Source organism: Priestia endophytica DSM 13796 (assembly GCF_900115845.1).
Taxonomy (GTDB): domain Bacteria; phylum Bacillota; class Bacilli; order Bacillales; family Bacillaceae_H; genus Bacillus_I; species Bacillus_I endophytica.
The window spans coordinates 109,218-130,703 of sequence record NZ_FOXX01000010.1; the positions used below are offsets into that span (position 1 = coordinate 109,218).

The 21,486-nt window shown below is 35.4% G+C and carries 26 protein-coding genes; 8 read left to right on the plus strand and 18 right to left on the minus strand.

Annotated features, from left to right (window positions below; translation table 11 throughout):
• Positions 1-175: 175 nt before the first annotated feature.
• Entirely contained in the window at positions 176-715 is a 540-nt protein-coding gene (locus tag BM012_RS17865) for a GNAT family N-acetyltransferase (RefSeq protein WP_061806009.1), read from the minus strand.
• Positions 716-914: 199 nt separating this feature from the next.
• Positions 915-1,460 (minus strand): HEAT repeat domain-containing protein, encoded by a 546-nt coding sequence (locus tag BM012_RS17870; RefSeq protein ID WP_061806008.1) that lies wholly within the window; start codon positions 1,458-1,460, stop codon positions 915-917.
• A 694-nt stretch (positions 1,461-2,154) separates the two neighbouring features.
• On the opposite strand from BM012_RS17870, the gene BM012_RS17875 reads away from it, so the two are divergent.
• Positions 2,155-2,694: a DUF998 domain-containing protein gene (locus BM012_RS17875; RefSeq protein ID WP_235606208.1), complete on the plus strand. Its 540-nt coding sequence runs from the start codon at positions 2,155-2,157 to the stop codon at positions 2,692-2,694.
• Between the two features lie 259 nt (positions 2,695-2,953).
• Here the strand turns inward: BM012_RS17875 and BM012_RS17880 are convergent, their stop codons facing one another.
• The 4 genes from BM012_RS17880 to BM012_RS17895 form a co-directional block, all read right to left on the minus strand.
• Positions 2,954-3,280 (minus strand): antibiotic biosynthesis monooxygenase family protein, encoded by a 327-nt coding sequence (locus BM012_RS17880; RefSeq protein ID WP_061806007.1) that lies wholly within the window; start codon positions 3,278-3,280, stop codon positions 2,954-2,956.
• Between the two features lie 113 nt (positions 3,281-3,393).
• Complete coding sequence (locus BM012_RS17885) at positions 3,394-3,759, minus strand: nuclear transport factor 2 family protein (protein ID WP_061806006.1); 366 nt, start codon at positions 3,757-3,759, stop codon at positions 3,394-3,396.
• 243 nt (positions 3,760-4,002) lie between these two features.
• The gene (locus BM012_RS17890; RefSeq protein WP_061806005.1) at positions 4,003-4,581 is read right to left on the minus strand and encodes an NAD(P)H-dependent oxidoreductase; all 579 of its coding nucleotides are present in this window, start codon (positions 4,579-4,581) and stop codon (positions 4,003-4,005) included.
• A 244-nt stretch (positions 4,582-4,825) separates the two neighbouring features.
• Positions 4,826-5,719 carry a TetR/AcrR family transcriptional regulator gene (locus tag BM012_RS17895; RefSeq protein ID WP_061806004.1) on the minus strand — a complete coding sequence of 298 codons (894 nt, stop codon included), beginning with the start codon at positions 5,717-5,719 and terminating at the stop codon, positions 4,826-4,828.
• 283 nt (positions 5,720-6,002) lie between these two features.
• On the opposite strand from BM012_RS17895, the gene BM012_RS17900 reads away from it, so the two are divergent.
• Positions 6,003-7,256 (plus strand): cytochrome P450 family protein, encoded by a 1,254-nt coding sequence (locus tag BM012_RS17900; protein ID WP_061806003.1) that lies wholly within the window; start codon positions 6,003-6,005, stop codon positions 7,254-7,256.
• Between the two features lie 80 nt (positions 7,257-7,336).
• Here BM012_RS17900 and BM012_RS17905 read toward each other — a convergent pair whose 3' ends face one another.
• Positions 7,337-7,975, minus strand: a complete 639-nt coding sequence (locus tag BM012_RS17905; RefSeq protein ID WP_061806002.1) for an NAD(P)-dependent oxidoreductase — start codon at positions 7,973-7,975, stop codon at positions 7,337-7,339.
• Between the two features lie 180 nt (positions 7,976-8,155).
• On the opposite strand from BM012_RS17905, the gene BM012_RS17910 reads away from it, so the two are divergent.
• Positions 8,156-8,608 (plus strand): Rrf2 family transcriptional regulator, encoded by a 453-nt coding sequence (locus BM012_RS17910; RefSeq protein ID WP_061806001.1) that lies wholly within the window; start codon positions 8,156-8,158, stop codon positions 8,606-8,608.
• Positions 8,609-8,661: 53 nt separating this feature from the next.
• On the opposite strand, the gene BM012_RS17915 is transcribed toward BM012_RS17910, so the two are convergent.
• The 3 genes from BM012_RS17915 to BM012_RS26160 all read right to left on the minus strand — a co-directional run bounded on the left by BM012_RS17915 (position 8,662) and on the right by BM012_RS26160 (position 11,115).
• Positions 8,662-9,885: an ABC transporter permease gene (locus BM012_RS17915; RefSeq protein ID WP_061806000.1), complete on the minus strand. Its 1,224-nt coding sequence runs from the start codon at positions 9,883-9,885 to the stop codon at positions 8,662-8,664.
• Complete coding sequence (locus tag BM012_RS17920) at positions 9,885-10,754, minus strand: ABC transporter ATP-binding protein (RefSeq protein ID WP_061805999.1); 870 nt, start codon at positions 10,752-10,754, stop codon at positions 9,885-9,887. The genes BM012_RS17915 and BM012_RS17920 overlap by 1 nt, the downstream gene beginning before the upstream one ends.
• A 184-nt stretch (positions 10,755-10,938) precedes the next feature.
• A complete protein-coding gene (locus tag BM012_RS26160; protein WP_235606207.1) occupies positions 10,939-11,115 on the minus strand; it encodes a hypothetical protein in 177 nt (58 codons plus the stop codon).
• Between the two features lie 168 nt (positions 11,116-11,283).
• Here BM012_RS26160 and BM012_RS17925 point away from each other — a divergent pair, with 168 nt between their 5' ends.
• From BM012_RS17925 to BM012_RS17935, 3 genes are all read left to right on the plus strand, one after another.
• Positions 11,284-11,484, plus strand: coding sequence for a hypothetical protein (locus BM012_RS17925; protein ID WP_061805998.1), 201 nt, complete (start codon positions 11,284-11,286; stop codon positions 11,482-11,484).
• A 226-nt stretch (positions 11,485-11,710) separates the two neighbouring features.
• Complete coding sequence (locus BM012_RS17930) at positions 11,711-12,217, plus strand: DinB family protein (protein ID WP_061805997.1); 507 nt, start codon at positions 11,711-11,713, stop codon at positions 12,215-12,217.
• A 245-nt stretch (positions 12,218-12,462) separates the two neighbouring features.
• On the plus strand, positions 12,463-13,320 hold the full coding sequence (locus BM012_RS17935) for a LysR family transcriptional regulator (protein ID WP_061805996.1): 858 nt from the start codon (positions 12,463-12,465) through the stop codon (positions 13,318-13,320).
• Between the two features lie 27 nt (positions 13,321-13,347).
• Here the strand turns inward: BM012_RS17935 and BM012_RS17940 are convergent, their stop codons facing one another.
• The 3 genes from BM012_RS17940 to rpsN all read right to left on the minus strand — a co-directional run bounded on the left by BM012_RS17940 (position 13,348) and on the right by rpsN (position 15,025).
• Positions 13,348-13,821 (minus strand): DUF1643 domain-containing protein, encoded by a 474-nt coding sequence (locus BM012_RS17940; protein WP_061805995.1) that lies wholly within the window; start codon positions 13,819-13,821, stop codon positions 13,348-13,350.
• A gap of 79 nt (positions 13,822-13,900) precedes the next feature.
• Positions 13,901-14,641 carry an SDR family oxidoreductase gene (locus BM012_RS17945; protein ID WP_061805994.1) on the minus strand — a complete coding sequence of 247 codons (741 nt, stop codon included), beginning with the start codon at positions 14,639-14,641 and terminating at the stop codon, positions 13,901-13,903.
• Positions 14,642-14,755: 114 nt separating this feature from the next.
• Entirely contained in the window at positions 14,756-15,025 is a 270-nt protein-coding gene (gene rpsN / locus BM012_RS17950) for a 30S ribosomal protein S14 (protein WP_040058093.1), read from the minus strand.
• 232 nt (positions 15,026-15,257) lie between these two features.
• Here rpsN and BM012_RS17955 point away from each other — a divergent pair, with 232 nt between their 5' ends.
• Both BM012_RS17955 and BM012_RS17960 read left to right on the plus strand, forming a co-directional pair.
• Entirely contained in the window at positions 15,258-16,493 is a 1,236-nt protein-coding gene (locus BM012_RS17955; RefSeq protein ID WP_061805993.1) for a Bcr/CflA family efflux MFS transporter, read from the plus strand.
• 363 nt (positions 16,494-16,856) lie between these two features.
• The gene (locus BM012_RS17960; protein WP_061805992.1) at positions 16,857-18,473 is read left to right on the plus strand and encodes an ABC-F family ATP-binding cassette domain-containing protein; all 1,617 of its coding nucleotides are present in this window, start codon (positions 16,857-16,859) and stop codon (positions 18,471-18,473) included.
• A gap of 36 nt (positions 18,474-18,509) precedes the next feature.
• On the opposite strand, the gene BM012_RS17965 is transcribed toward BM012_RS17960, so the two are convergent.
• From BM012_RS17965 to BM012_RS17980, 5 genes are all read right to left on the minus strand, one after another.
• Positions 18,510-19,184 carry a YjbE family putative metal transport protein gene (locus tag BM012_RS17965; protein ID WP_061805991.1) on the minus strand — a complete coding sequence of 225 codons (675 nt, stop codon included), beginning with the start codon at positions 19,182-19,184 and terminating at the stop codon, positions 18,510-18,512.
• Positions 19,185-19,311: 127 nt separating this feature from the next.
• Positions 19,312-19,509, minus strand: coding sequence for a cold-shock protein CspD (gene cspD, locus BM012_RS17970; RefSeq protein WP_019393414.1), 198 nt, complete (start codon positions 19,507-19,509; stop codon positions 19,312-19,314).
• A gap of 234 nt (positions 19,510-19,743) precedes the next feature.
• A complete protein-coding gene (locus BM012_RS17975; protein ID WP_061805990.1) occupies positions 19,744-20,451 on the minus strand; it encodes a poly-gamma-glutamate hydrolase family protein in 708 nt (235 codons plus the stop codon).
• Positions 20,452-20,638: 187 nt separating this feature from the next.
• Positions 20,639-20,794, minus strand: coding sequence for a hypothetical protein (locus tag BM012_RS26515; protein ID WP_161939334.1), 156 nt, complete (start codon positions 20,792-20,794; stop codon positions 20,639-20,641).
• Positions 20,795-20,881: 87 nt separating this feature from the next.
• Positions 20,882-21,457 carry an HAD-IA family hydrolase gene (locus tag BM012_RS17980; protein ID WP_061805989.1) on the minus strand — a complete coding sequence of 192 codons (576 nt, stop codon included), beginning with the start codon at positions 21,455-21,457 and terminating at the stop codon, positions 20,882-20,884.
• Positions 21,458-21,486: the final 29 nt, after the last annotated feature.

A 21,486-nucleotide genomic window follows, 5' to 3' on the forward strand; every position in this document is an offset into this window, starting at 1 on the left:
ATATAAGCCTCTTATTTTCATGTATGTAATATTAATTCCTAATATAACTCTAACATTTAATTACTATAATTAAGAATTTCAATAAATATCTTATTAAACTACTAGAGGTGTCGTCTCCAAATCTAGACTCGGAAACAACACTCCTATTCATAGAAATTCATTTTATGTATTCATATCAATCTTTTGGATTAATAATAGCTAAAACTTGATGATCTTCCCATTTTCCGTTTATCTTAATATTTTTTCTAGCAATTCCTTCTTTATGGAAGCCTGCTTTTTCTAGTACACGTATAGAACCAATATTATGAGGTTGTACTCCAGCTTCTATTCGATGTAACTTTAATTCATCAAATGCATAATTTACAATTAACTTTGTAGCCTCAGTAGTAAATCCTCTTCCATTATATTTTCTGTCTAAAAAATAGCCAATAACAGCACTTTGAGATGACCCTCGGATAATATGAAAAAGATTGATCGTCCCTACTAGTTTGTCCTCATCATTTTCAAAAATACCAAAATAATAGTCTTGATCTTGTTTTACATATTCAGCAGCTTCTTTGATTCTTTTCACTTGACCTTCAATTGTATAGAAGTCGCCACTGCGGGTCATGGCGAACTGTTCAAAAAATTTGCGGTTCTCTTTTTGCAAATCCAGCAGTGATTGGGCATCATCAGCGGTAAATGAGCGTAGATGTATATTTTCTCCTTTAATCATAAACTTCTCCTTTTCAGTTTGTAAGTTGATTTGGTATTAGCGAGCAACGTTATTGTATATAACCTCAGCAACTGTTTTCATTTTATTTAAAGACCACATCATAATTCAGCTATAAATAAACCTAATATTTACACAATCTCGAAATTCAGTAATTCATGACTCTTCTCAAACATCATGAGGATTGAATAATCTTATTTCATCATTTCCAAACATTCATGTATTTCTTTTTGTACTTATCATCCTCTTCTCTTTCAATCAGCTTCATTGCCTCTTTTTTTATCTCTTCATCTTCCACTTCCTCATATAAATTTTTAAGACCTTGCATAATGTCAAATCGAATTAAAGTGTAATTTTTTTCGTTTTCACACGTATGAAAGCGATCAATAAAATGAGTAAGTACCATTTTATTTTGCTCAAATCCTGCTAGTCCCAATCGCCAAATCGCTTGTAATGCGTGCCTTGCTGTTACAAACTTTTCGTCCCTTGTTACTTTCCATAGTGCTGGAAAATCTTTTAGTATTCTTTTCTCCTCATCACTAATGGCTAAATTAGCAAGAAATTGAGCAGCTCTAGATCGTTTATGGGGATCTGAATCTGTAAGCCATTCTTTTAATTCGTCCCAAACTTCGTACACCCATCCTACTTCTTCATTTGTAAGAGCTAGTATATTTGTATATGCCTCGTATTGAAGCTTTTTGTCTTTTGCGCCTAAATTTTCAAAATAAGACTGTACTTTATTATCCATTCTCATTTCTCCTTTAAAGATGTAATTCTAGAGCTAAACTCAGAAACGATACTAATCAATTTTCACTTTCTTTAAGTATATCCTGAAAAAGCAGTATAGCAGTACAGAGAAAATCCAATTATTATGTCTTACACTTTTGTTATCCATAGCTTTTCTGGAAAAAGTAACTTTCCGCTCTTTCTTCTCCTTATGACTTTTGTTCACATCCTTACATCCATAAAAACGAAACAAGCTACAAATATAGTTATGGCTAGCATATTTACAATTGAAACTTTCACGTCTTATTACGCAAGCTTGTGAGTTCGTCCATAAAGGAAAGACAAATTATCTTTTTCATATTGTACATACAACCCCAGTCTTACTATTTTATCAGTCTAAGATCGCTTACTTCTCTAATACATCCCCCATATAATAAATATACATTGTTTGATATCCATACAGTTTATGTAAATAACTCCATTAAAGGAGGAAGGAAATAAACAGTTATGCACCATATTTCTTAATGACCGGAATATTTATTCTTATAATCCGCACGATTTTCTTTGCACGAAAACAACACGTTGTATTGAAAAAAGTAGGGTTTATATGTTGGATATCTCTCGTCTTTTATTTTCTCATCGAATATATCGTTATTCAGGCAAGTACCGTTCCCTACAGTTTTTTTCAATAACCGATGAGTGATCTTGGATTAACAATGTGTAGAAAGAACACATACATTCTTGCTTCTTATGAAATCTGCTCTCCTTATCATTTGCTAATGAATTGGACATTTACGATTACAGGTCTTGTCATTTTAACAGGGAGCATTGGGCTACATCAATTTTGGCCTCATAAGCAAAAAACTAAGATTGCCACTGCTTTGCTTATTATCTTCGGAATAAGCTATAGCATTTCTGGAATTGTCCCCGCTGATCTTCATTTTCTTTGGCATACGCTCTCTTCTTTTCCAGGAATGATTGTTCAAATCCCCGCCCTCTTAATAATTGGTACATCTATTTGGAAAGCAAGGCCGAAATTAGCACTGTGGACTTTTTTCTGTTCGTCTGTCACCACGATTTCACTTCTTCTAATCCTTTTACTTCCTTTATTTTATGAGCTTCCTGGGGGACTATTACAGCGAATACTATATGGAGTCGTTTATTTATGGATGACTGTTACAGCCGTTGTTCTTTGGAGAAAAGAGTATATAAACGTAAAAGATACACCCTCTAAGTACACTTCTAGAAAAATATAATTCTTGTTTATACTTCTATAATTCAGGCAATGAACACTTGGATATATAAGATATATAATAAGAAGCATTTATCTACTGATGTGTTTAGTCAATCATGATTAAACACATCAGCTATTATACATAATTTTCTTTCCCTTTTTACTGTTGCCGCCTCTAGAGAATTATGAATTAGATTGATGATACAAATACACACTTGATCCTTTTAAAACCCATTGAGCAAGATACTTTTGAGATATATAATAGATTCATATGGAAAGCATTACATCTCAAAAAAACGATGTCTTTCGACTTTACAAACTCTAAGCGAGAAATTTTTGTACCATTCTCTTTTCCCCTTATCTTGTGCTACCCTGTGTGCTGAGTTTTCTTTCCAAGCTTTTATTGATTCTAGAGAATCCCAATAGGAGATTGTAATTCCTAACTCTTGATCCCTGGCACTTTCTATCCCTAAGAAGCCCTTCTGCTTAGAAGCTAATTCTACCATTTTGTTTGACATTACTTCATACCCTTTATCCCCTTCAGTCCGCTGTGAAGTGAAAATCACTGCAAAATAAGGTGGTTCAATATTTCGAGCCGTGCCAACCATATGTTTTCCCCCTTTGAAAAGTTGAAGTACATTCGATATTGAAAAATTCAATAGCATTAAGCATCTTAATATATTTATACAAACGAATTTATATAATGATGGCTAATCAGAGCTTAAGGTGCCTTTGTAGGAGTACCTTGATGAAAGATCATTTGCCAGTGTTCACCTGTTAACTTCCAAATAGAACTGCGTAGGGAATATTCCATAGAGGCATGTTTAAGTAATCTAAAGGTAGTTAAAACAATGTGGGATGCTAATAGTTTAATCTCAAAGTCTGTTATCGTCATTTCGTCTACAGTCTCTTCATTAGGAAGTCTACCTATCGTTATTTCTTTATTAAAAACACGTCCTGAACTTCCAAACTCCACAAAGTCATGTGCTAAAAGCTCCTCTAACTCTATAACAGATTTGCGCACGTCTGATTGTAGCAATTTTTCTTCAAGAACATAAAGATGTTCTTTCAGTGCTATCTCTTTCATGGAACACTCTCCCTTCATTAACCACATTTATAAGCTATTATATAAAAAATAATACAATATGATGTAAAATAGAATGGAATGAGGAGTCACTTTTTTCTTTGTGTCGACTTCAATTGTTCCAAATGTTTCGGTGATCCCAATATAATTATTTTTAATTGAGGAAAGGCTCAATCCAGAGATATTGTAATATTCTATACGTTCAATTATATGAATGTCTGTTCTTTACATCGTCCATCCTTTCTTTTAGATCGCTTTCTCTCCTAAACGCGCTATTTTTTCGAGCCATGCTTGTTTCTTGCCAGTGCTAAGAAATTTAAGAGATCCTATTGTACTGATGCGCACAGGCTTTACTCCACAAAACTCTAATATGCCTTTTTTCATGAGAGTATGCCCAGCCTTTTTATAGACAAAATGATAGTACCATTTAGGCGTATCCATCGTTACAATAAGCCTCGCTGTTTTATTTTTCAATAATTTATCCCATAATGGAGAGCTCTTTCGATATTGATAACTAAAGCCTGGCAGGAATGTACGATCAATGAACCCTTTTAATACCGCAGGCATTGTTCCCCACCAAGTCGGATAAACAAAAACAAGGTGATTTGCCCATAAAATCAATTCTTGTGCTTTTAATAAATCCTCTTCTAATTCCATTCTCTTTCTATAGCCATATCTTAAGTTAGGATCAAATGTCATCTTACCAATCTCAAGTTTTTTCACGTGCATTCCTTTTGAAAGGGCTCCTTTTTCATAGTGCTCGGCTAGAGCAGAGCAAAAGGAATCTACATTAGGATTTCCTTGTATAATTAATACTTTCTTCACGTATTCACTTCCTCTCTTATATGTATCTTATAACAATAATTATACTTTAAAGTTATTTATTCACAATTTTATCAATCTATCTTTATGAGCACCTCATAAGGCTACTAAGCTCAAACATAATAAACGTCTCTTCTCAAAGAAATACTACTTTGAAAAGAGACGTCTATTATATCCTTATGTCACTATAAAGTTCTTTGGCTAAAACGCCCCTCCATTTTTATCATCTTATCTCCAATCGATAAGGCTATGAATTTCTGATGAATTTAGTTAATACTCTTTTATACTCTTCCATCTCATCACTACCTGTAACAGGTTCAATCTGTTCCAATGAGGAAAGAGAACTGTTAATGATAAATTTACGAGGAGAAGCGTTATCCTGTAATACTTCATCATAAATAAATGTAATAAATTCTAAACACTCTTTTTGTTTCGTTTCGTCCGCAACATTGTTCTTCACAAAACGTTTCAACGCTGCTGTTACACGGATAAATTCAGTTGAAGAATGCTCGTCCTTTCGCTCCTCAAATAAAGAAGCGATTACCTTTTCATCAAACAGGGGATCTTTATTCCCAATCTCTTTTTCCATCATTCCCTTAATATGTTCCATGCAATAACGAACAGCATGTTCAATTGTTAAAGAGGTGTTTAACATTTTATTTGTTCTAAGAACATTATTAAGCATCCCGTCAAATAACACAGCTCCATCAAATAATTGAGGATAGTTTCCTTTTGGGAAGATTTGTTGAAATCGTTTATATATCCAATTTAAAGTTGAGATTTTCAGTTCTTCTATATAACGAAAAATCTTTCTTTCGTTCAAGACTAATGTTGTTTCAATAATCTTAGATATGTTATTTTCTGCTATAAAATGCATCATAAAAATCATTTGTTTCTCAAACATGTGACAATCGCTATCGGTATGTTCATCCGCTAATTTTTCACGTTTTACGATCATCGATTCTTGTAAAGTAGACAGCAATGATAATAAAAGTTCACTTTTAGATGAAAAGTATTTATAAAATGTTCCTTTTGAAATACTACTTCGTTCTAGAATATCTTGGATGGAAGTATCAAGGTATCCTTTTTCTATAAAAAGTTTGTGTGCTTCTTCTAAAATGTCTTGTTGTTTCTTGTTCATCTTATGACTCCTTTATTCATACGTTCTCTTCTATTTAATATATCTTATATAGCTTTTACATTATAGAATTTTTCTTATTCCTTGATGAATGAATCAAAATAATTATATACTTGTAGTACAGTTATTATACCAGTAGTACAAAAATGAACTAACGGTATAATAAAAATTAAAAATTTCGTAAAAGGGAAATTTTTAATTTTTGTACTTATAAAGAGATTACAAAAGAAGCATGTAGAAAAACAAGAAGCTCTGTTAGAGGATGCTCTATGAAAGGAAGATTATGATGGATAATTCAAATCAAGGTTTACCAGAAAAAGAAGTATTAGGATTACTTAGTGGCAAAAATGGCGAAGATCCATTTCCTTTATTCGCACAACTTCGAGAAAGAGGACCTGTTATCTCTATTCCATCTCCAATACCTGGCACAAATCATCAAGCATGGTTGGTTACACGTATGGAAGAAGCCATGCAGCTATTAAAAGATCACACTCACTTCACTGTAGATCAAAGTACAATTGAAGGCCAAGTAGATATTCGGGAAAGTAACGGTGATGCCTCTGCTCCACCTACCTTTTTAACTGGAAAATCAATGCTTTCCGTTGATAACCCGGATCATAAACGATTGCGTAGACTTGTATCTAAAGCTTTTACACCACGTTATATGGAAAGCTTGCGTCCTCGCGTCCAGAAAATTGCTGATGAGTTGCTTGATCAAGTTATAGATAAGGGTGAAATGGATATTGTAAAAGACTACGCTTATCCGTTACCAATTAACGTGATTTCCGACATGCTTGGCGTGCCTCAATCAGATCAAGGAAAGATTCATAAATGGTCTTCAGCTATTGCGCATGGTTTAGGACTAGGAAGAAAAGAGCCAGGAGTTGCAGAACAAATAAAAGCTTTCGGTGAATATATCGCAAAGCTTGTCGAAGACAAGCGTCATCACCCTAGTGATGACTTAATTAGCCAGCTGATTGCGATTGAAGAAGAGGGAGATAAACTTAGCATAGAAGAACTTCTTTCAATGATTTCTCTATTGATTTTTGCTGGCCATGAAACAACTTCAAACCTGATCGCAAACGGAACTTTAATATTACTAGATCGCCCAGAGCAGCTTAAAAAACTTAAAGAAGATGCTGATTTAGTTCCCTCAGCTGTAGAGGAATTGCTTCGTTTTAACGGTCCTGCCACAATAGCAGGACCTCGCTTTGCTACTGAAGATATTGAATTTGCTGGGCAGCAGATTACTAAAGGAGACATGGTTATTCCGATATTAAAATCAGCAAACCGAGATGAACTCAAATTTGCAGATTCAGAAGATCTCAATATTACGCGCGAAATTAAACAACATCTTGCTTTTGGACACGGCATTCACTCATGCCTAGGTGCACCGTTAGCCCGTATAGAAGGAGACGTTGCATTTTCTACTCTTTTAAAACGTATGCCTCATCTACGACTCAGCGTTCCTAGAGAGAACGTTAACTGGGAGTTCACTTTAAGTTCACAAGGATTATCTTCCCTTCCTGTTGCTTTTTAATCAAAATGGTGCAAGAAAGACACTTTAGCTAGAGATTTATGAAAAAAGCACCCTTGCTAACAAAGGGTGCTTTTTCTTTTTTACTGAGCTTCTCCTACAACAGAAAAGCGTTGCTTTATATGTTTTGGATTTTCGATTTCATCTACAACTGCAATGGCATAATCCTCATAGCTAATATAGCTTTCTCCTTTGTTGTTTAGGATAAGCTGCTCCCCACCTGTTTTGTACTCACCCGTTCTCTTTCCTGCTGGATCAAAAAAAGCAGCTGGACTAAGGTGTGTCCATTTTACATCTTCAGTCTTTTTAAATTCATCTAAGCTTTTCCCCATATTTGTAGCTGTTGGAAGATATGCTTCAGGAAAATCAGGAGTGTCAAATAAGCGCGTTTTTTCTTCCTTATCAACATAAAGACTACCTGCTCCACCAACAACAATTACTCTTGTATTTGTTCCTTTTAGAGCTTCCATTAATACTCGACCTGCTTCAATATGCTGCTGTTCTTCTCCATGTGGTGCATTGAAAGCATTTACTACTACATCAAATTTTTGAAGATCTTCTTTCTTTAAATCGAAAATATTCTTTTCTAGAACGTCTACTTCTTTATTCTCTATCTTCCCTGCATTTCTTACAATCGCTGTTACTTCATGATTTCGATCTACAGCTTCTTTCAAAATTAAGTTCCCTGCTTTACCGCTTGCTCCAATAATACCAATCTTCATCTTTATTCCTCCTAAAAAATTAACTTGTAACTACTTTTATTACATGTAACAATGATAATTACAAGAGTGATTTTTGTCAATAGAAAAATCACTCCCTTCTATCCTTTCCTTCTTTTCGTGTATAATAATGCTTGTAACTTCTATCAAATGGCTAGAATATGTGCAAGGAAGGTGACTGACATGTCTATAAGCAGCCGATTCTCTGTCGGAATTCATATATTATCTCTTTTAGAACTAAACAAAGAAAACGTTAATTCCTCTGAATGGATTGCCAAAAGCGTCAATACAAACTCTGTTGTCATTCGTAAAATTATGGGGATGTTAAAAAATGCAGGATTAGTGAACGTTCGCCCTGGAGTTGCTGGAGCAGAGCTTGCCAAAGAGCTTTCTGCTATTACGCTTCTTGATGTGTACAAAGCAGTGAACGTTGTGCAAGAAAATGAGCTATTTAGTGTACATGGCAACCCAAACCCAGAATGCCCTGTTGGAAAAAACATTCAAGAAGCGGTGATGCCGATCTTCACAGCTGCACAATTAGCACTTGAAAAATCGCTCGGAAATGTGACCCTTGAAGATGTTGTAAAAGATATTAAACAAAAGACCGACACAGAGGGCACAAATACAACATGCTAAAATAAAAAAGCAGGAGGATAGCTTAGCTATCCTCCTGCTTTTTTTAAAACATTTTATCCTTTGATACTTTCTTTCTTCATCATCCCAAATACTTGCTTCCAAGACATCTTCTCACTATATTTCATAACACCTCGTTTGTATAAACGGTTCGCAATAACACTTAGAAGAAGGGTTGTGACGATAATAATGACAATTCCTAAAGCAAGTTCCCATCCAGCTGCACTTCCCATTAAATAGCGACTAAACATAAGGGTTGGTGTAAGAACAGGAATGTACGAGCAAATTGTAATATAACTTGCCGTCGGATTTCCCATTGTCATCATTCCTAAAAAGAAGTTTGCAAGTGAAATCATCATCAGAGGGGACGTAAAGTTTCCAATATCTTCTGAACGAGATGCAAGTGACCCTAATGCTGCATAAATCATTCCATTTAACATAAATCCACTTAAGAAGAACAAGATAAATAGAAGAGTAACCGAAACGGTAAATCCACTTACATCAATAAAATCTAAGGCCATGCTATCTGCCCATCCCAGTGACTGCACAACCAGGAACGAAGCTAGTATAACGAGAATATTCGCAAGACCAACAAGCATATTTGAAATGATTTTTCCGTACATCATTGTAATAGGTTTGACTTTTGTAATCATGATTTCCATTACGCGGCTGCTTTTTTCACCGACAATCCCATTTGCAATCCCTATCCCATACATAAGGATAAACATGTACATTGTGAAAACAAATACCCAGACAACTCCTGTTGGTTTATCATCTGTATCTGAATCTAACACTGTGTCTTTAATAGTAATTGGCGTTTGCAGTTCTTTTAATACATCTCCAGAAATGCCTTGTTCAGTTGAAACCTTTGCACTGTACTGCTGTTGAAGAGTACCTTGTAGCACGGTTGTAACTGAAGCTGGCGGTGTAAATTCATAGCGCTGTTCAAGAACGGGCTTCCCTGATTGTTCATCAATAATATAAAGGGCTTCATAATCCCCATCTTTTACACCTAGCTCTGCTTTACTAACTTGATTACCTTTTAAAAATTTAAACTCGTAATCTTCTTTTAAGTTACCTAACATTGCATTATCGGAAACTTGATAGGTTGTTCCTTTATTTACAATGGCAATCGCGTCTTTCTCTCCATCACTTTTAAAATGTGTAAATCCGAAAAAACCAATTATCGCTATAACAGGAATAATAATACCAATCCAAAAACCTTTTTTCCCAAACTGCTCTTTTAAATGAAACTCAAGTACTTTTCCGAAATTCCCCATTATCTCACCTTCTCCACAAACACTTCATGAAGGGTTGGCTCAAGAAGTGTAAATTCTCGAATAGCGATCCCGCTTGCTTTTACCTCTTGCAGTAGTGCTAATCCTTCTTCATCGCTTTTCACTTTTTGCTCATAATACAGGCCATTTTTCTCCCACTCACTAGAAAGAGGTTGATCAATCTCTGGCAAGACACGAAGATAACGATAGCCATAACTTTCCTTAATTTCTTTTACTGTTCCTTGCACAACTGGGTTTCCAGCTTTCATCATAATGATATGCTGACAAAACTGTTCAACCTTATCCATCCGGTGAGAAGACAAAATAAATGTTTTGCCTTTATGTACTTCTTCTTGAATGATGCGTGATAGTAAATCAGCGTTCACAGGATCAAGACCGCTAAATGGTTCGTCTAAAATGATAATATCAGGATTATGTAGGACGGTTGCGATAATCTGAACTTTTTGCTGATTTCCTTTTGAAAGCTCTCCTGCTGTACTGTTGTGATAATGAGAAATTTCAAAGCGTTCGAGCCATTCCTTAATCTTTTCTTTTGCCTCCTTGCGTTTCATGCCTTCAAGCTCTGCAAAATACAGAAGCTGCTCGCTCACTTTTGCTTTTGGATACAGTCCTCGTTCTTCTGGGAGGTATCCAAAGGTTACGTTCCGTTTAGAAAAATTTTTCCCTTCCCAAAGTACACTTCCCTCGTTTTTTGGAATAAGATCAAGCATCATTTTTAATGTTGTCGTTTTTCCCGCTCCATTACGACCAAGCAAACCAAGAATCTCGCCCCGTGGTAATGTAAAGGAAAGATTATTTACTGCTTGATTAGACCCAAAGCGTTTGCTTAATCCTTCAACTACTAACGTCATGTTTGCACCTCTCTTTTTTAATTAACATGTTTTTAGTTTGCTATTTTTCAAATAACATGCAGTCTAACTTTTCATTTATCCCTCCTTTACTTTTTTATACGAACAACTTCTAAAAAGGTTTCAAACCTTTTCCATTTTTTATCCTTTTTTTCCTAGAAATAATAAGTTCTCCCTAGCTTTCTTACTAATTTAAAAAGATACCAATAAGCGTTGTTATAAATAATACAACAAAAAAGGAAATTATAACGTACCCAATAATTTTAATGCCTTTTGGAGTGTTTTTATGCCTTCCTTTGTATGGATTTCCTGTTACTTTATCTACATGATCTTCAACATCGTTGAAAGGTTCTTTTTCTTTCACATATATCCCCTCCTTCATTCTACGATAACAAACTTTTTCCTTCTTTTTCACACAATAATAACCATTATTTCCAGTCACCTTTTAATGGCCAATGTTTCATCCTCCTATAAAATAGGGAAAAGAATAGTGTAAGGACAAATGATTATACAGAAAAAGGACGGATTTATAATGAAAAACAAGCCTTCGAAAAACGAACTTATTATGTCAATTCTTTTCACTATTATTATGGCTATCTCCGCCCTTTACTTTCTTACAACACAGCAGAGTAAAAACGGTTTGATTGTTTCCCTTCTTTTCACCATCATGGGTGGTTTAATGGTAAAGAAAGCCAAGAAAAATTCACATAAACAAAAAAGCAGAAAGCTTTAAATATGCTTCCTGCTTTTTTGTTTATGTAGCAGAGTTCAATCTTTTTAACACTTTACTTAAACTTTTTTGAAACTCAATTTTCATGTTAAATGCTGTATTTCATAAAAGTTCTCACCTTTGGAAATTTAAATGATAATAATCCTCTAAATAAAAAAATGGAATTCCTGCTTTTTTGTCGAATGGTTAAAATTCTCTCTAGAACTGATAAAAGAAAGGAGACCGTAAAGTGAAAGATTTATCAACACCTAATATGGATATCATTACAGGCATCCTCTATAGTACAGTGTCGGAAAATGTCCTCCGTCTCAAAAAAAGTGTTCAGGATGCAAGCGAAGATGAAATTCATTTCAAAGGAAAAGAGCATAATGAAAATAGTATTGCAGAGCTTTTAAAACATATTGCATATGTTGATCTAAAGTGGGTGTACAGACTGAAATGTGCTCCTATTCCTTCAGAGCTAGAGAAAGAGTATGGGCCCGAGTTAGATGAAAAAGGAAATCTCCCCTCTGCTGAAGGATCTTCTCTCTCCTTTCTCCTTCAACAACTAGACGCTGTTCATCAAAAATTAAAGGAAGTTTGTGTTACATTAAAAGATGAAAATTTAACAAAAGTTGTTTCATATGAAAAAGGAGAAAAAGCAACAATCAGATGGGGACTCTGGCATATGGCAGATCATAATCGTTACCATCAAGCCCATATCAACAAACTCCGTCAAATATATAAAAGAACATAAAGAAAAAGGCATTCACCGCCGTGAATGCCTTTTTCTATAAGGGGAAATTCTTTACAAGAGTAAAGAGGGTTAAACAAAATAAGGGAAAGTCTTGCTACCGCTTTGTTACATTGTAAAAAAGAGTTGTAATTTGACTTTTTTGCTTGTTTTGTTTGACACCTTTATCTTATTATAAAAATGTAATAAAATAAAATGATTAAAATTAAAAAAAGTCATCATTTTTTTTGATGGGAGCCCAACAACAAATGGAATTTAAAGATTTACTTATTTTTAAAACCCTTGCTGAAGAAGGTAACGTCACAAAAACAGCTGAAAAGCTTTGTTACGTCCAGTCGAACATTACCACTCGGATGAAGAAATTAGAACAGTCTCTAGGAGCTACACTCTTTTACCGTCATTCAAAAGGAATTACGCTTACTTCAAAAGGAAGACTTCTTCTAAAAAAAGGAGAAGAAATTTTAAAGCTTGTAGAGGACACGGAAACGTTATTAAAAGAAGAAGACAGTCCAGCAGGTTATTTGACCATCGGCGCTAATGAAACAACAGCACTTGTGCATCTTCCCCCACTTTTGACAACATTTAGCATGCAATATCCTGATGTTCATCTTTCTCTACAAGTTGATTCAACCGAAAACTTAGTTGAAAGCGTTCTTTCTCACGAACTTGACGGCTCTTTTGTTGTAGGTCCTGTACATCATATTGAGGTCGAAACTCTTCCTGTATTAAATGAAAAGCTCGTTATTATTACAAACAGTGAAGAACCTTTTAATGAAACAAATCCAAGTCATCAAACTCTGTTAACTCGCCCAAACTATGTTCATCACGCTCGTATTCATGAATGGCTAAATGGAAATGGAATTAGACCTGCAAGAACGATGGAGTTTAATACATTAGAAGCCATTATTAGCTGTGTAAAAGCAGGACTCGGATTCTCTGTATTAACTAAATCTCTTGCAGACTATCATCGGAATGATGGGTATCTTCATTACCATGAGCTTTCTGCTTCTTCCTTTCAAACCATTTTTATTTATCGAAAAGACGGACTAATCACAAAAGCATTTGATGCTTTTACAAAATCAATTGAAGCTGAGTTTCTCTCTTAAAAAGCACGAATTTTTCGTGCTTTTTTTCTATGAATTATATAGGAAAGGTTTAGCAGACTTCTTCATGAAAAGCGGATGTCTTGGGTGGCGCTCTTTCGTAACCCCAAGCACATGGAGAGGATAAGATTTTAAAAGGGTTAGGACTTTTTCATTTTGCTTCAAAAAAGCTCCATGTATTCCCCATGCAAGAACGATACGCTCTGCTCGATTAGCAGCTTGCAGCAAAAATTGTTCATTACTTGCCCCAACAGGTTCCTTTGCTTTTTTCAGCATTTCAGGTGTGCTTGCTCGGTAGGAAAATAAGTTGACAACTTCAAGCGAACCATATCCCCATTCCTTTGCAAATGCAATACATCTTCTAACAGTAGGATTATCTTTTGTTTCTCCTTCTGTGCTTGGATTAAGCATGATAAAGACAACCCTTGGCTTCGTTTCGTCCCAAATACGCCACAGGGAATAGCGATACACTCTTGTTTCATCTAAGCTTGCGCCTGTAATCATTCTCTAACTCCTTTGTTCGTTTTCTTGAAATCAGTTTACCACAAAAAAACTCCTAGTCGCTCGGACTAGGAGAAGGTAATTATTGTTTATGATGCATTGGTCGAACAGTTACTTCATTTACATTTACATTTTCCGGCTGCGATAAAGCGAAAGAAACGGCTCTTGCAATGTCCCCTGGTTCTAATGGGTTGACAGTACTTTGATGATTTCTACTTATTTCTAATACTTCTTCATCTGTTGTATGACCTGATAGTTCAGTTTCAACCATTCCTGGCGAAACGTTTGTAACGCGCACGCCGGTTTTTGCTAGTTCTTTCTCCAATCCCATTGATAGCGCCCGTACAGCATATTTTGTTGCCCCGTACACAACGTTTGAACGTGATATTTCATGCCCTGCTACAGAAGAAACGTTGACAATATGACCGCTTCCTTGTTCAATCAACTTTGGAAGCACAGCATGAACACCATATAGAACGCCTTTAATATTCACATCAATCATTTTCTCCCATTCATCTACATGATCGTTTTTTAAGAATGAACGATACATAACCCCTGCGTTATTAATAAGAAAGTCAATTCGCCCAAACGCTTCTTGAGCTTTCTTCACCACATTTTCGACTTCTTCCTTTTTCGTTACATCAGCTTGCACAACAAGGGCATTGCTTTTTTCTTCAATTTTACGAGCTAAATTTTCTAACCGTTCTACGCGACGAGCGGATAGAACAACTTGAACTCCTTGTTCAGCAAGCTGTAAAGCAATTGCTTCTCCAATCCCACTGCTTGCACCTGTAATAATCGCTACTTTTCCTTGTATATTCATCTTTTTATTCCTCCTATGTATTTCTTTTCTTTTTCTTTTCTTTTTCTTTCCCTTTATCATCTTAACGTAATCTATTTTTCAATTAAAATAAAAGAGAGCAAAAAATGCTCTCTTTTACCAGCTTGATTTCTTAACACCAGGAACCTGACCTTTATAAGCCAGCTCTCTAAATGCAATGCGTGACATTTTAAATTTGCGCAAGTAGCCGCGAGGTCTTCCTGTTACTTGGCAGCGATTGTTTAGACGAGTTGGCGAAGAATCACGAGGAAGTTTCTTAAGAGCCTCATAATCCCCCTTTTCTTTTAGTTCCTTGCGAAGCTCTGCGTATTTTTCGACCATTTCTTGACGCTTTAGTTCTTTTACTACTTTTGATTTTTTAGCCATAATATTCTCCTTTCAAAAAATAACTTAAATAAAACGTAACCATTACGATTTAACTTCATTAGTTTAACTTATCCATTTCAAAAAATCAACTTATTCGCATCATCTGCCAAACATCATTTCTAGTTTTCAAAATGGCATCCATTAGACAGTGAAGCATCTGTCATGTAGAATTGGATTATCTGTTTTTTAGTGGAAAACAAATTAATAGTCTATTAGAAAGGTTGTTTACGCAATGACACAAAACCCTACAGGTAAAGAACGCTTTGCATTAGCGGCTTTACTTAGCTTATTAGCAATACTCGGCCCTCTTAATATCGATATGTATCTTCCAAGCTTTCCTGACATTGTGAATGACTTGGACACAAATGCATCTCTTGTTCAATTGAGCCTAACAACCTGTCTGATCGGGCTTGCAGTCGGACAGCTCGTTGTTGGACCAATTAGCGATGCGCTTGGGCGCAAAAGGCCCATGGTTGTTTCTATTATATTATTTATTTTAGCTTCTCTTCTTTGCGCCTTCGCTCCAAACATTGTTGTGTTAATCATTGGACGTTTTCTTCAAGGTTTTACAGCTGCAGGTGGAATTGTTGCGTCTCGTGCCGTTGTTCGTGACGTATTTAGCGGTCCTGATTTAACGAAATTCTTTGCCCTTTTAATGGTAATGAATGCAATGGCGCCAATGCTTGCTCCTGTTGCAGGGGGAGCTATTTTATTGCTCCCTAACGCTCACTGGAACTTTATTTTCTTCTTTTTAAGTTTACTTGGATTAATTATTGTAAGTTTCACATCTTGGAGATTAAAAGAAAGTTTACCTGTTGAAAAACGCACGAAAACATCACTAAAGAAAACCTTCCAAACGTTTGGCAGTTTATCAAGAGAGCGTTCGTTTATCGGATATGCCCTAACACTTGGTTTTGCTCACGGAGGAAGCTTTGCTTATGTATCAGGCACTCCTTTTGTATATCAAGGCATTTACAACGTTTCTCCACAAACGTTTAGTTTACTTTTCGGCGTGAATGGTATAGCCATTATTACGGGAACATTTATTGTTGGACGCTGCGCTGGAAAAGTTCGTGAGCAAACTATTCTTCGCACTGCTTTGCTTATTGCATCTGTCGCAACAACCGTACTACTGATTATGACCATTGTAAAAGGTCCGTTGTTTATGATTGTTGGGTCTATCTTTGTGTATATGATTACAATGGGAATGATTACAACAACATCCTTTTCACTTGCTATTAATAAACAAGGACATCGTGCAGGAAGTGCTAGTGCCCTTCTAGGGATGATGCCTTTATTTATTGGTGCTTGCGTTGCTCCGCTCGTTGGTCTTGATGAAAGTACTGCAATCCCAATGGGAGCGATTATTTTTATCTCTACCATTATTGCGCTCTTTTCATTTTTTCAAATTGCGCGTAAGGGTGAACGTTTAGAGGAGAAAATAGCAAAACATTCTGTTACAGGCTAATAAAAGCCGGGTAAATGGCCCGGCTTTTATATTTTATTCCTTTTATTCTTTTAGAACATAGTTTAATTAAAAAATACTTATTATTTTTCGTTTCTTATTTAATAACACCAGACACTGAAATGATTTATTTTACCATTCCCCTTGTAAGATTAATAGTTCTTTGCACTCATTTAACATCCTATAAAGTGCTTCCTCATCTCCTTCTTATCCTGTGCAATAATACTTAAAAGAGAAAAAAATGAGGTACCTTGCTTTTCTTCTTTCATACATTCCCTTCTTATCGTTCAATGCTACTAGCTTCAATGCCCTTTCTTATGCTATACTTCCTTTGTGCATAGTAGAGATTAAAATTGGAGGAATCCTATGTTATCAGTAAATAATATTGGCTTGCGCTTTGGCGATCGCAAGTTATTTGAAGATGTTACGATTAAATTTACGCCAGGAAACTGCTACGGGCTAATTGGGGCAAACGGAGCTGGAAAATCTACTTTCTTGAAGATTTTATCTGGTGAACTTGAAGCTCAAACTGGCGATGTTCATATGAATCCAGGTGAACGCTTAGCTGTTCTTAAGCAGAACCACTTTGAATATGAAGAACATGAAGTTCTTCAAGTTGTTATTATGGGACATGAGCGTCTGTATCAAATTATGAAAGAAAAAGACGCTATTTATATGAAAGAAGACTTCTCTGATGAAGACGGCATTAAAGCAGCTGAACTTGAAGGGGAATTTGCTGAGCTTAACGGTTGGGAAGCAGAATCAGAAGCAGCAATCCTTTTAAAAGGACTTGGCATTTCTGAAGATCTTCATACAAAGAAAATGGAAGACCTTACAGGAGCTGAAAAAGTAAAAGTATTATTAGCTCAAGCTCTATTTGGTAAACCTGACGTTCTTCTTCTTGATGAGCCTACAAACCATCTTGACATTAAGGCTATTCAGTGGCTTGAAGACTTTCTTATTAACTTTGAAAATACCGTTATCGTTGTTTCCCATGACCGTCACTTCTTAAACCAAGTTTGTACACATATCGCAGATCTTGACTTTGCAAAAATTCAAATCTATGTTGGAAACTACGACTTCTGGTATGAATCAAGTCAGCTTGCGGCAAAATTAACGCAAGAAGCAAATAAGAAAAAAGAAGAAAAAATTAAAGAGCTTCAAAATTTCGTTGCTCGTTTTAGCGCTAATGCATCGAAATCGAAACAAGCAACATCTCGTAAGAAAATGCTTGAGAAAATTACGCTTGATGACATTCAGCCATCTTCTCGCCGCTATCCTTACGTTCAATTTACACCAGAGCGTGAAATCGGAAATGACCTTTTACGTGTAGAAGGTCTATCTAAAACAATTGATGGTGTGAAAGTGTTAAACAACGTAAGCTTTATTATGAATAAAGACGATAAAATTGCGCTTGTTGGTCATAATGAACTTGCTAAAACAACGCTTTTCAAAATTCTAACAGGTGAAATGGAAGCTGATGAAGGAACGTTCAAATGGGGAATTACAACTTCTCAATCTTACTTCCCGAAAGACAATGCACCTTACTTTGAAGGAAATGATTTAACGCTTGTTGACTGGCTTCGTCAATACTCACCAGATGACCAAACGGAAACATTCCTGCGCGGATTCTTAGGTCGTATGCTCTTCTCTGGTGAAGAAGCGATGAAGAAAGCTAGCGTTCTTTCAGGAGGAGAAAAAGTTCGCTGTATGCTTTCTAAAATGATGCTAAGCAATGCGAACGTTCTACTGCTTGATGAACCAACAAACCACTTAGATCTTGAATCTATTACATCATTAAATAACGGACTTATTAACTTCAAAGGATCGCTTATTTTCGCTTCACATGACCATCAGTTTATTCAAACAATTGCAAACCGCATTATTGAATTAACGCCAAACGGTCTTATTGATAAAGAAATGTCGTATGATGAATATTTAGCAGATCCTGATGTACAAAAGAAATTAGCTCAACAGCAATAAATAAAAAAAGCTTGTAGCACTGTGCTACAAGCTTTTTTATGTACGAAAATAAACAAACTTCTTCTTCAACACATACAAGATATTAAAACAAAGCACACTAATGGTAAAAATGGTCGGAAGCATTGTTTTTAAGAACGGCAGCTGAATAAAAAAGGAAACTAAGAAAGGATCACTTACCATCATCATTGTTGCACTGTACGTTAAAATAAGAGAACCTGCTGTAATAAGTAATGGATAGCTTCCCATAAGCTGAGCAATGTGAGTGCTTCCCCACACAAGAAAAACAATGCTAATCATAATAGATCCAATCATAAGAGGAAAATTACCTTTTGCAAGCATTGTAATGGACAATACGTTATCTAACCCAATAACAACGTTAGAAAGCAAAATCACAAAAAGCGCTTTTCTCACCGTTTTACTTTTTTTATCTTCTCCATCGTCCATCTGTTCTGCTGACGTTAACAATTTCACAGCTGTAGCAATAAGTAAAAGCCCCCCTACTAACTTTACAAAGGGGAAATGAAGCAGTACGCTTGCCAAGCTTGCTAAAATAACGTAAATGATAATAATTCCGCACGTTCCGTAAACAAACACTTTGCGCCGTTGCACGTCTGATAAATGGCGGCTTGCCATTCCAATAATAAGAGCATTATCCCCGCTTAAAATAAGGTTTATAAATACAATCTCTACAAGTGTTAACAAGGTTTCCAACCGCTCTTCAGCTCCTGCCTGTCCGCTTTTTATCTACTATATGAACAGCGAAGAAAGTTTATCCCCTTTAAAACACGAAAAAGCTGCCGAGAAAACTTCTCGACAGCTTTTATATCATTAAAACAGCTTACTTTTGAACGTTAGCTGCTTGTGGTCCACGGTTACCTTCAACGATTTCGAAAGAAACTTCTTGACCTTCTTCTAAAGTTTTGAAGCCTTCGCCTTGAATAGCAGAGAAGTGAACGAATACATCGTCTTGACCTTCAACTTCGATGAAACCGAAACCTTTTTCTGCATTAAACCATTTTACTTTACCTTGTAACATGTTATTTCCTCCTACTGCACAACATATGTGTACAAATATATTACTATTCTTGCCCTTGCCACATATAATACTTCAAGACAAAAACCTTTTTCGAAATGTTTATTCTATCCATACATATAGCGAACAAAAATAATTATCTCTAATGTATCAGGTTTTTAAACATGTTGCAATAGTTTTTCACAAATTTTCTCATTAGAAAGCGTTTTATATGGAATTAAAATACAATTAATCCTTTTAAAGGTTCTTTTTATATTTGGAAGATGCTTCTTCTAATGCATCAATGAATCTATAATAAACAGTACTTTTATTTTCAATATTTCCTCTCGACCAATCGTTGTTTTCAAAAAAAGAACGTCTTACAGAAGAAGAAATCTCAAGCTGAACACCTTGTTTTAATATCGTATCATTTACGATATTTTTAAGTTCTTCTCCTCTTAGATCTTCTCTAGGTTCTTCAGTACGGAATCCAAATTTAGTAAGCGCTTTCTTAATTTCGTATTTATATAGCTCATTCCTTCCTCCCACATATATAACTTTTTCCTCACTTGAAAAGCCGTGTAAAGAAATCATTGTTTGAGAATGCCTTGCAAGTGTTCTCGCGATAGGCTCATCAAATTTTACTGATGTAATATGAAGAATTCCATTATCTTGTGATTTAATTCCTTCAAACATATAGTAAGAATAGTCACCTCTTGAGGCTAAACCTTCAGCAACTTCTGATGTACCAATTTCAATTCGCCCACCGTGAATCGCAAAAACAGCAATATTTGTATCTCTGTTTTCGTAGCGAATGCGGTAATCAACTCCTTCCTTCTCTACCTCTTTTAACTGCTCATAGCTCTCATACCCTTCTGAGTCTTGAGAGATGGCTTTTGTTCCGGAATCTAGTTCAATAGGATGAAAAAGCGAAACAAAAAGATTTACAATAAGCACGATCAACATAAGAGCTTCTCTCCTCTAAAAACAAAATAGGAACATGACATTTTGTTTATCGGTAGGTAGAAAGTAATGTTTAGCTTTTAGATCTTTTTGTCCATATTTTTTAATATATCTACAACTGTTTTCTTATTTATATATGCATTATTTTATTTTCAAACACAAAAAACTCGTTTGTTTTAAACAAACGAGTTTAAGAAAAGCACTTTTCTTTTTCTTCATTTTTAGCTAATAGTTTCTGAAGCTCGTCTTCTTCAAGATGATGAAGATTCTTTCCACTTTGTCCTTGATAAATCCCCTTACTCATTAACCGATAAATCAAAATTGATTGAATCGTAATTTGTTCCATTTTGATTCCCCCTGACTCTTTGTTATATTTACCATAACAAACCCTAACAAGGATTTCTCTATTTATGTGAGGTTTCCTAACATAACCTTATAAGTGTGGCATAACTCGTGTGAAAAATTGCTGATAATCTTGAATATGAAAATCTGCTTCAAGATGAGCATTTTGGAAGGCACATGTCTTAATTCCGATTTCTCGCCCTGGCTGAAGATCAAGTTCACGATCGCCAATAATTAAATCGATATGATATAAGTTATGTAAATATCGGTATGATTGAGGATCTGGCTTTCTATTATAGCCATCATCAATTGTAATGATCTCTGTAAAGTAATGCTTTAACTTGTAATGTGTTAAAATATCCATTGCTGACTTTTTAGCTTTATGAGTCACAATAACGTTACACGCAGCGGACTTCAGCACCTCTTCAACGTGAGCAAACGGGGGCTTTTCTCGAACGTCAAGCTCGCTTTCTTGTTGATGAAATGTTTTATCAAACTCCTCTTTTTCAACCCCAAAATAATCTATAGCATGAAGCGAAGATACTTTTAATTTTTCTAGCACTTCTTCATCGCTTACATGCTTATCGTTTATTAAACGTTTAAAAGTCTTAACAATAGTCGGATATGTATCAAAAATGGTTCCATCAAAATCCCATAAAATATTCATTTTAATTCCCCCTTACATTTATCGTATCA

Bases quoted from the DNA above. Each gene is read 5' to 3' on its own strand.
- BM012_RS17900 (WP_061806003.1), top strand. From the start codon at position 6,003: ATGGATAATTCAAATCAAGGTTTACCAGAAAAAGAAGTATTAGGATTA.
- BM012_RS17875 (WP_235606208.1), top strand. From the start codon at position 2,155: ATGTGTAGAAAGAACACATACATTCTTGCTTCTTATGAAATCTGCTCT.
- BM012_RS17925 (WP_061805998.1), top strand. From the start codon at position 11,284: ATGAAAAACAAGCCTTCGAAAAACGAACTTATTATGTCAATTCTTTTC.
- rpsN (WP_040058093.1), bottom strand. From the start codon at position 15,025: ATGGCTAAAAAATCAAAAGTAGTAAAAGAACTAAAGCGTCAAGAAATG.
- BM012_RS17945 (WP_061805994.1), bottom strand. From the start codon at position 14,641: ATGAATATACAAGGAAAAGTAGCGATTATTACAGGTGCAAGCAGTGGG.
- BM012_RS26515 (WP_161939334.1), bottom strand. From the start codon at position 20,794: ATGGAACAAATTACGATTCAATCAATTTTGATTTATCGGTTAATGAGT.
- BM012_RS17915 (WP_061806000.1), bottom strand. From the start codon at position 9,885: ATGGGGAATTTCGGAAAAGTACTTGAGTTTCATTTAAAAGAGCAGTTT.
- BM012_RS17980 (WP_061805989.1), bottom strand. From the start codon at position 21,457: ATGAATATTTTATGGGATTTTGATGGAACCATTTTTGATACATATCCG.
- BM012_RS17910 (WP_061806001.1), top strand. From the start codon at position 8,156: ATGTCTATAAGCAGCCGATTCTCTGTCGGAATTCATATATTATCTCTT.
- BM012_RS17940 (WP_061805995.1), bottom strand. From the start codon at position 13,821: ATGATTACAGGCGCAAGCTTAGATGAAACAAGAGTGTATCGCTATTCC.
- BM012_RS17880 (WP_061806007.1), bottom strand. From the start codon at position 3,280: ATGGTTGGCACGGCTCGAAATATTGAACCACCTTATTTTGCAGTGATT.
- BM012_RS17955 (WP_061805993.1), top strand. From the start codon at position 15,258: ATGACACAAAACCCTACAGGTAAAGAACGCTTTGCATTAGCGGCTTTA.
- BM012_RS17895 (WP_061806004.1), bottom strand. From the start codon at position 5,719: ATGAACAAGAAACAACAAGACATTTTAGAAGAAGCACACAAACTTTTT.
- BM012_RS17960 (WP_061805992.1), top strand. From the start codon at position 16,857: ATGTTATCAGTAAATAATATTGGCTTGCGCTTTGGCGATCGCAAGTTA.
- BM012_RS17935 (WP_061805996.1), top strand. From the start codon at position 12,463: ATGGAATTTAAAGATTTACTTATTTTTAAAACCCTTGCTGAAGAAGGT.
- BM012_RS17920 (WP_061805999.1), bottom strand. From the start codon at position 10,754: ATGACGTTAGTAGTTGAAGGATTAAGCAAACGCTTTGGGTCTAATCAA.
- BM012_RS17885 (WP_061806006.1), bottom strand. From the start codon at position 3,759: ATGAAAGAGATAGCACTGAAAGAACATCTTTATGTTCTTGAAGAAAAA.
- BM012_RS17905 (WP_061806002.1), bottom strand. From the start codon at position 7,975: ATGAAGATTGGTATTATTGGAGCAAGCGGTAAAGCAGGGAACTTAATT.
- BM012_RS17870 (WP_061806008.1), bottom strand. From the start codon at position 1,460: ATGGATAATAAAGTACAGTCTTATTTTGAAAATTTAGGCGCAAAAGAC.
- cspD (WP_019393414.1), bottom strand. From the start codon at position 19,509: ATGTTACAAGGTAAAGTAAAATGGTTTAATGCAGAAAAAGGTTTCGGT.
- BM012_RS17865 (WP_061806009.1), bottom strand. From the start codon at position 715: ATGATTAAAGGAGAAAATATACATCTACGCTCATTTACCGCTGATGAT.
- BM012_RS17975 (WP_061805990.1), bottom strand. From the start codon at position 20,451: ATGTTGATCGTGCTTATTGTAAATCTTTTTGTTTCGCTTTTTCATCCT.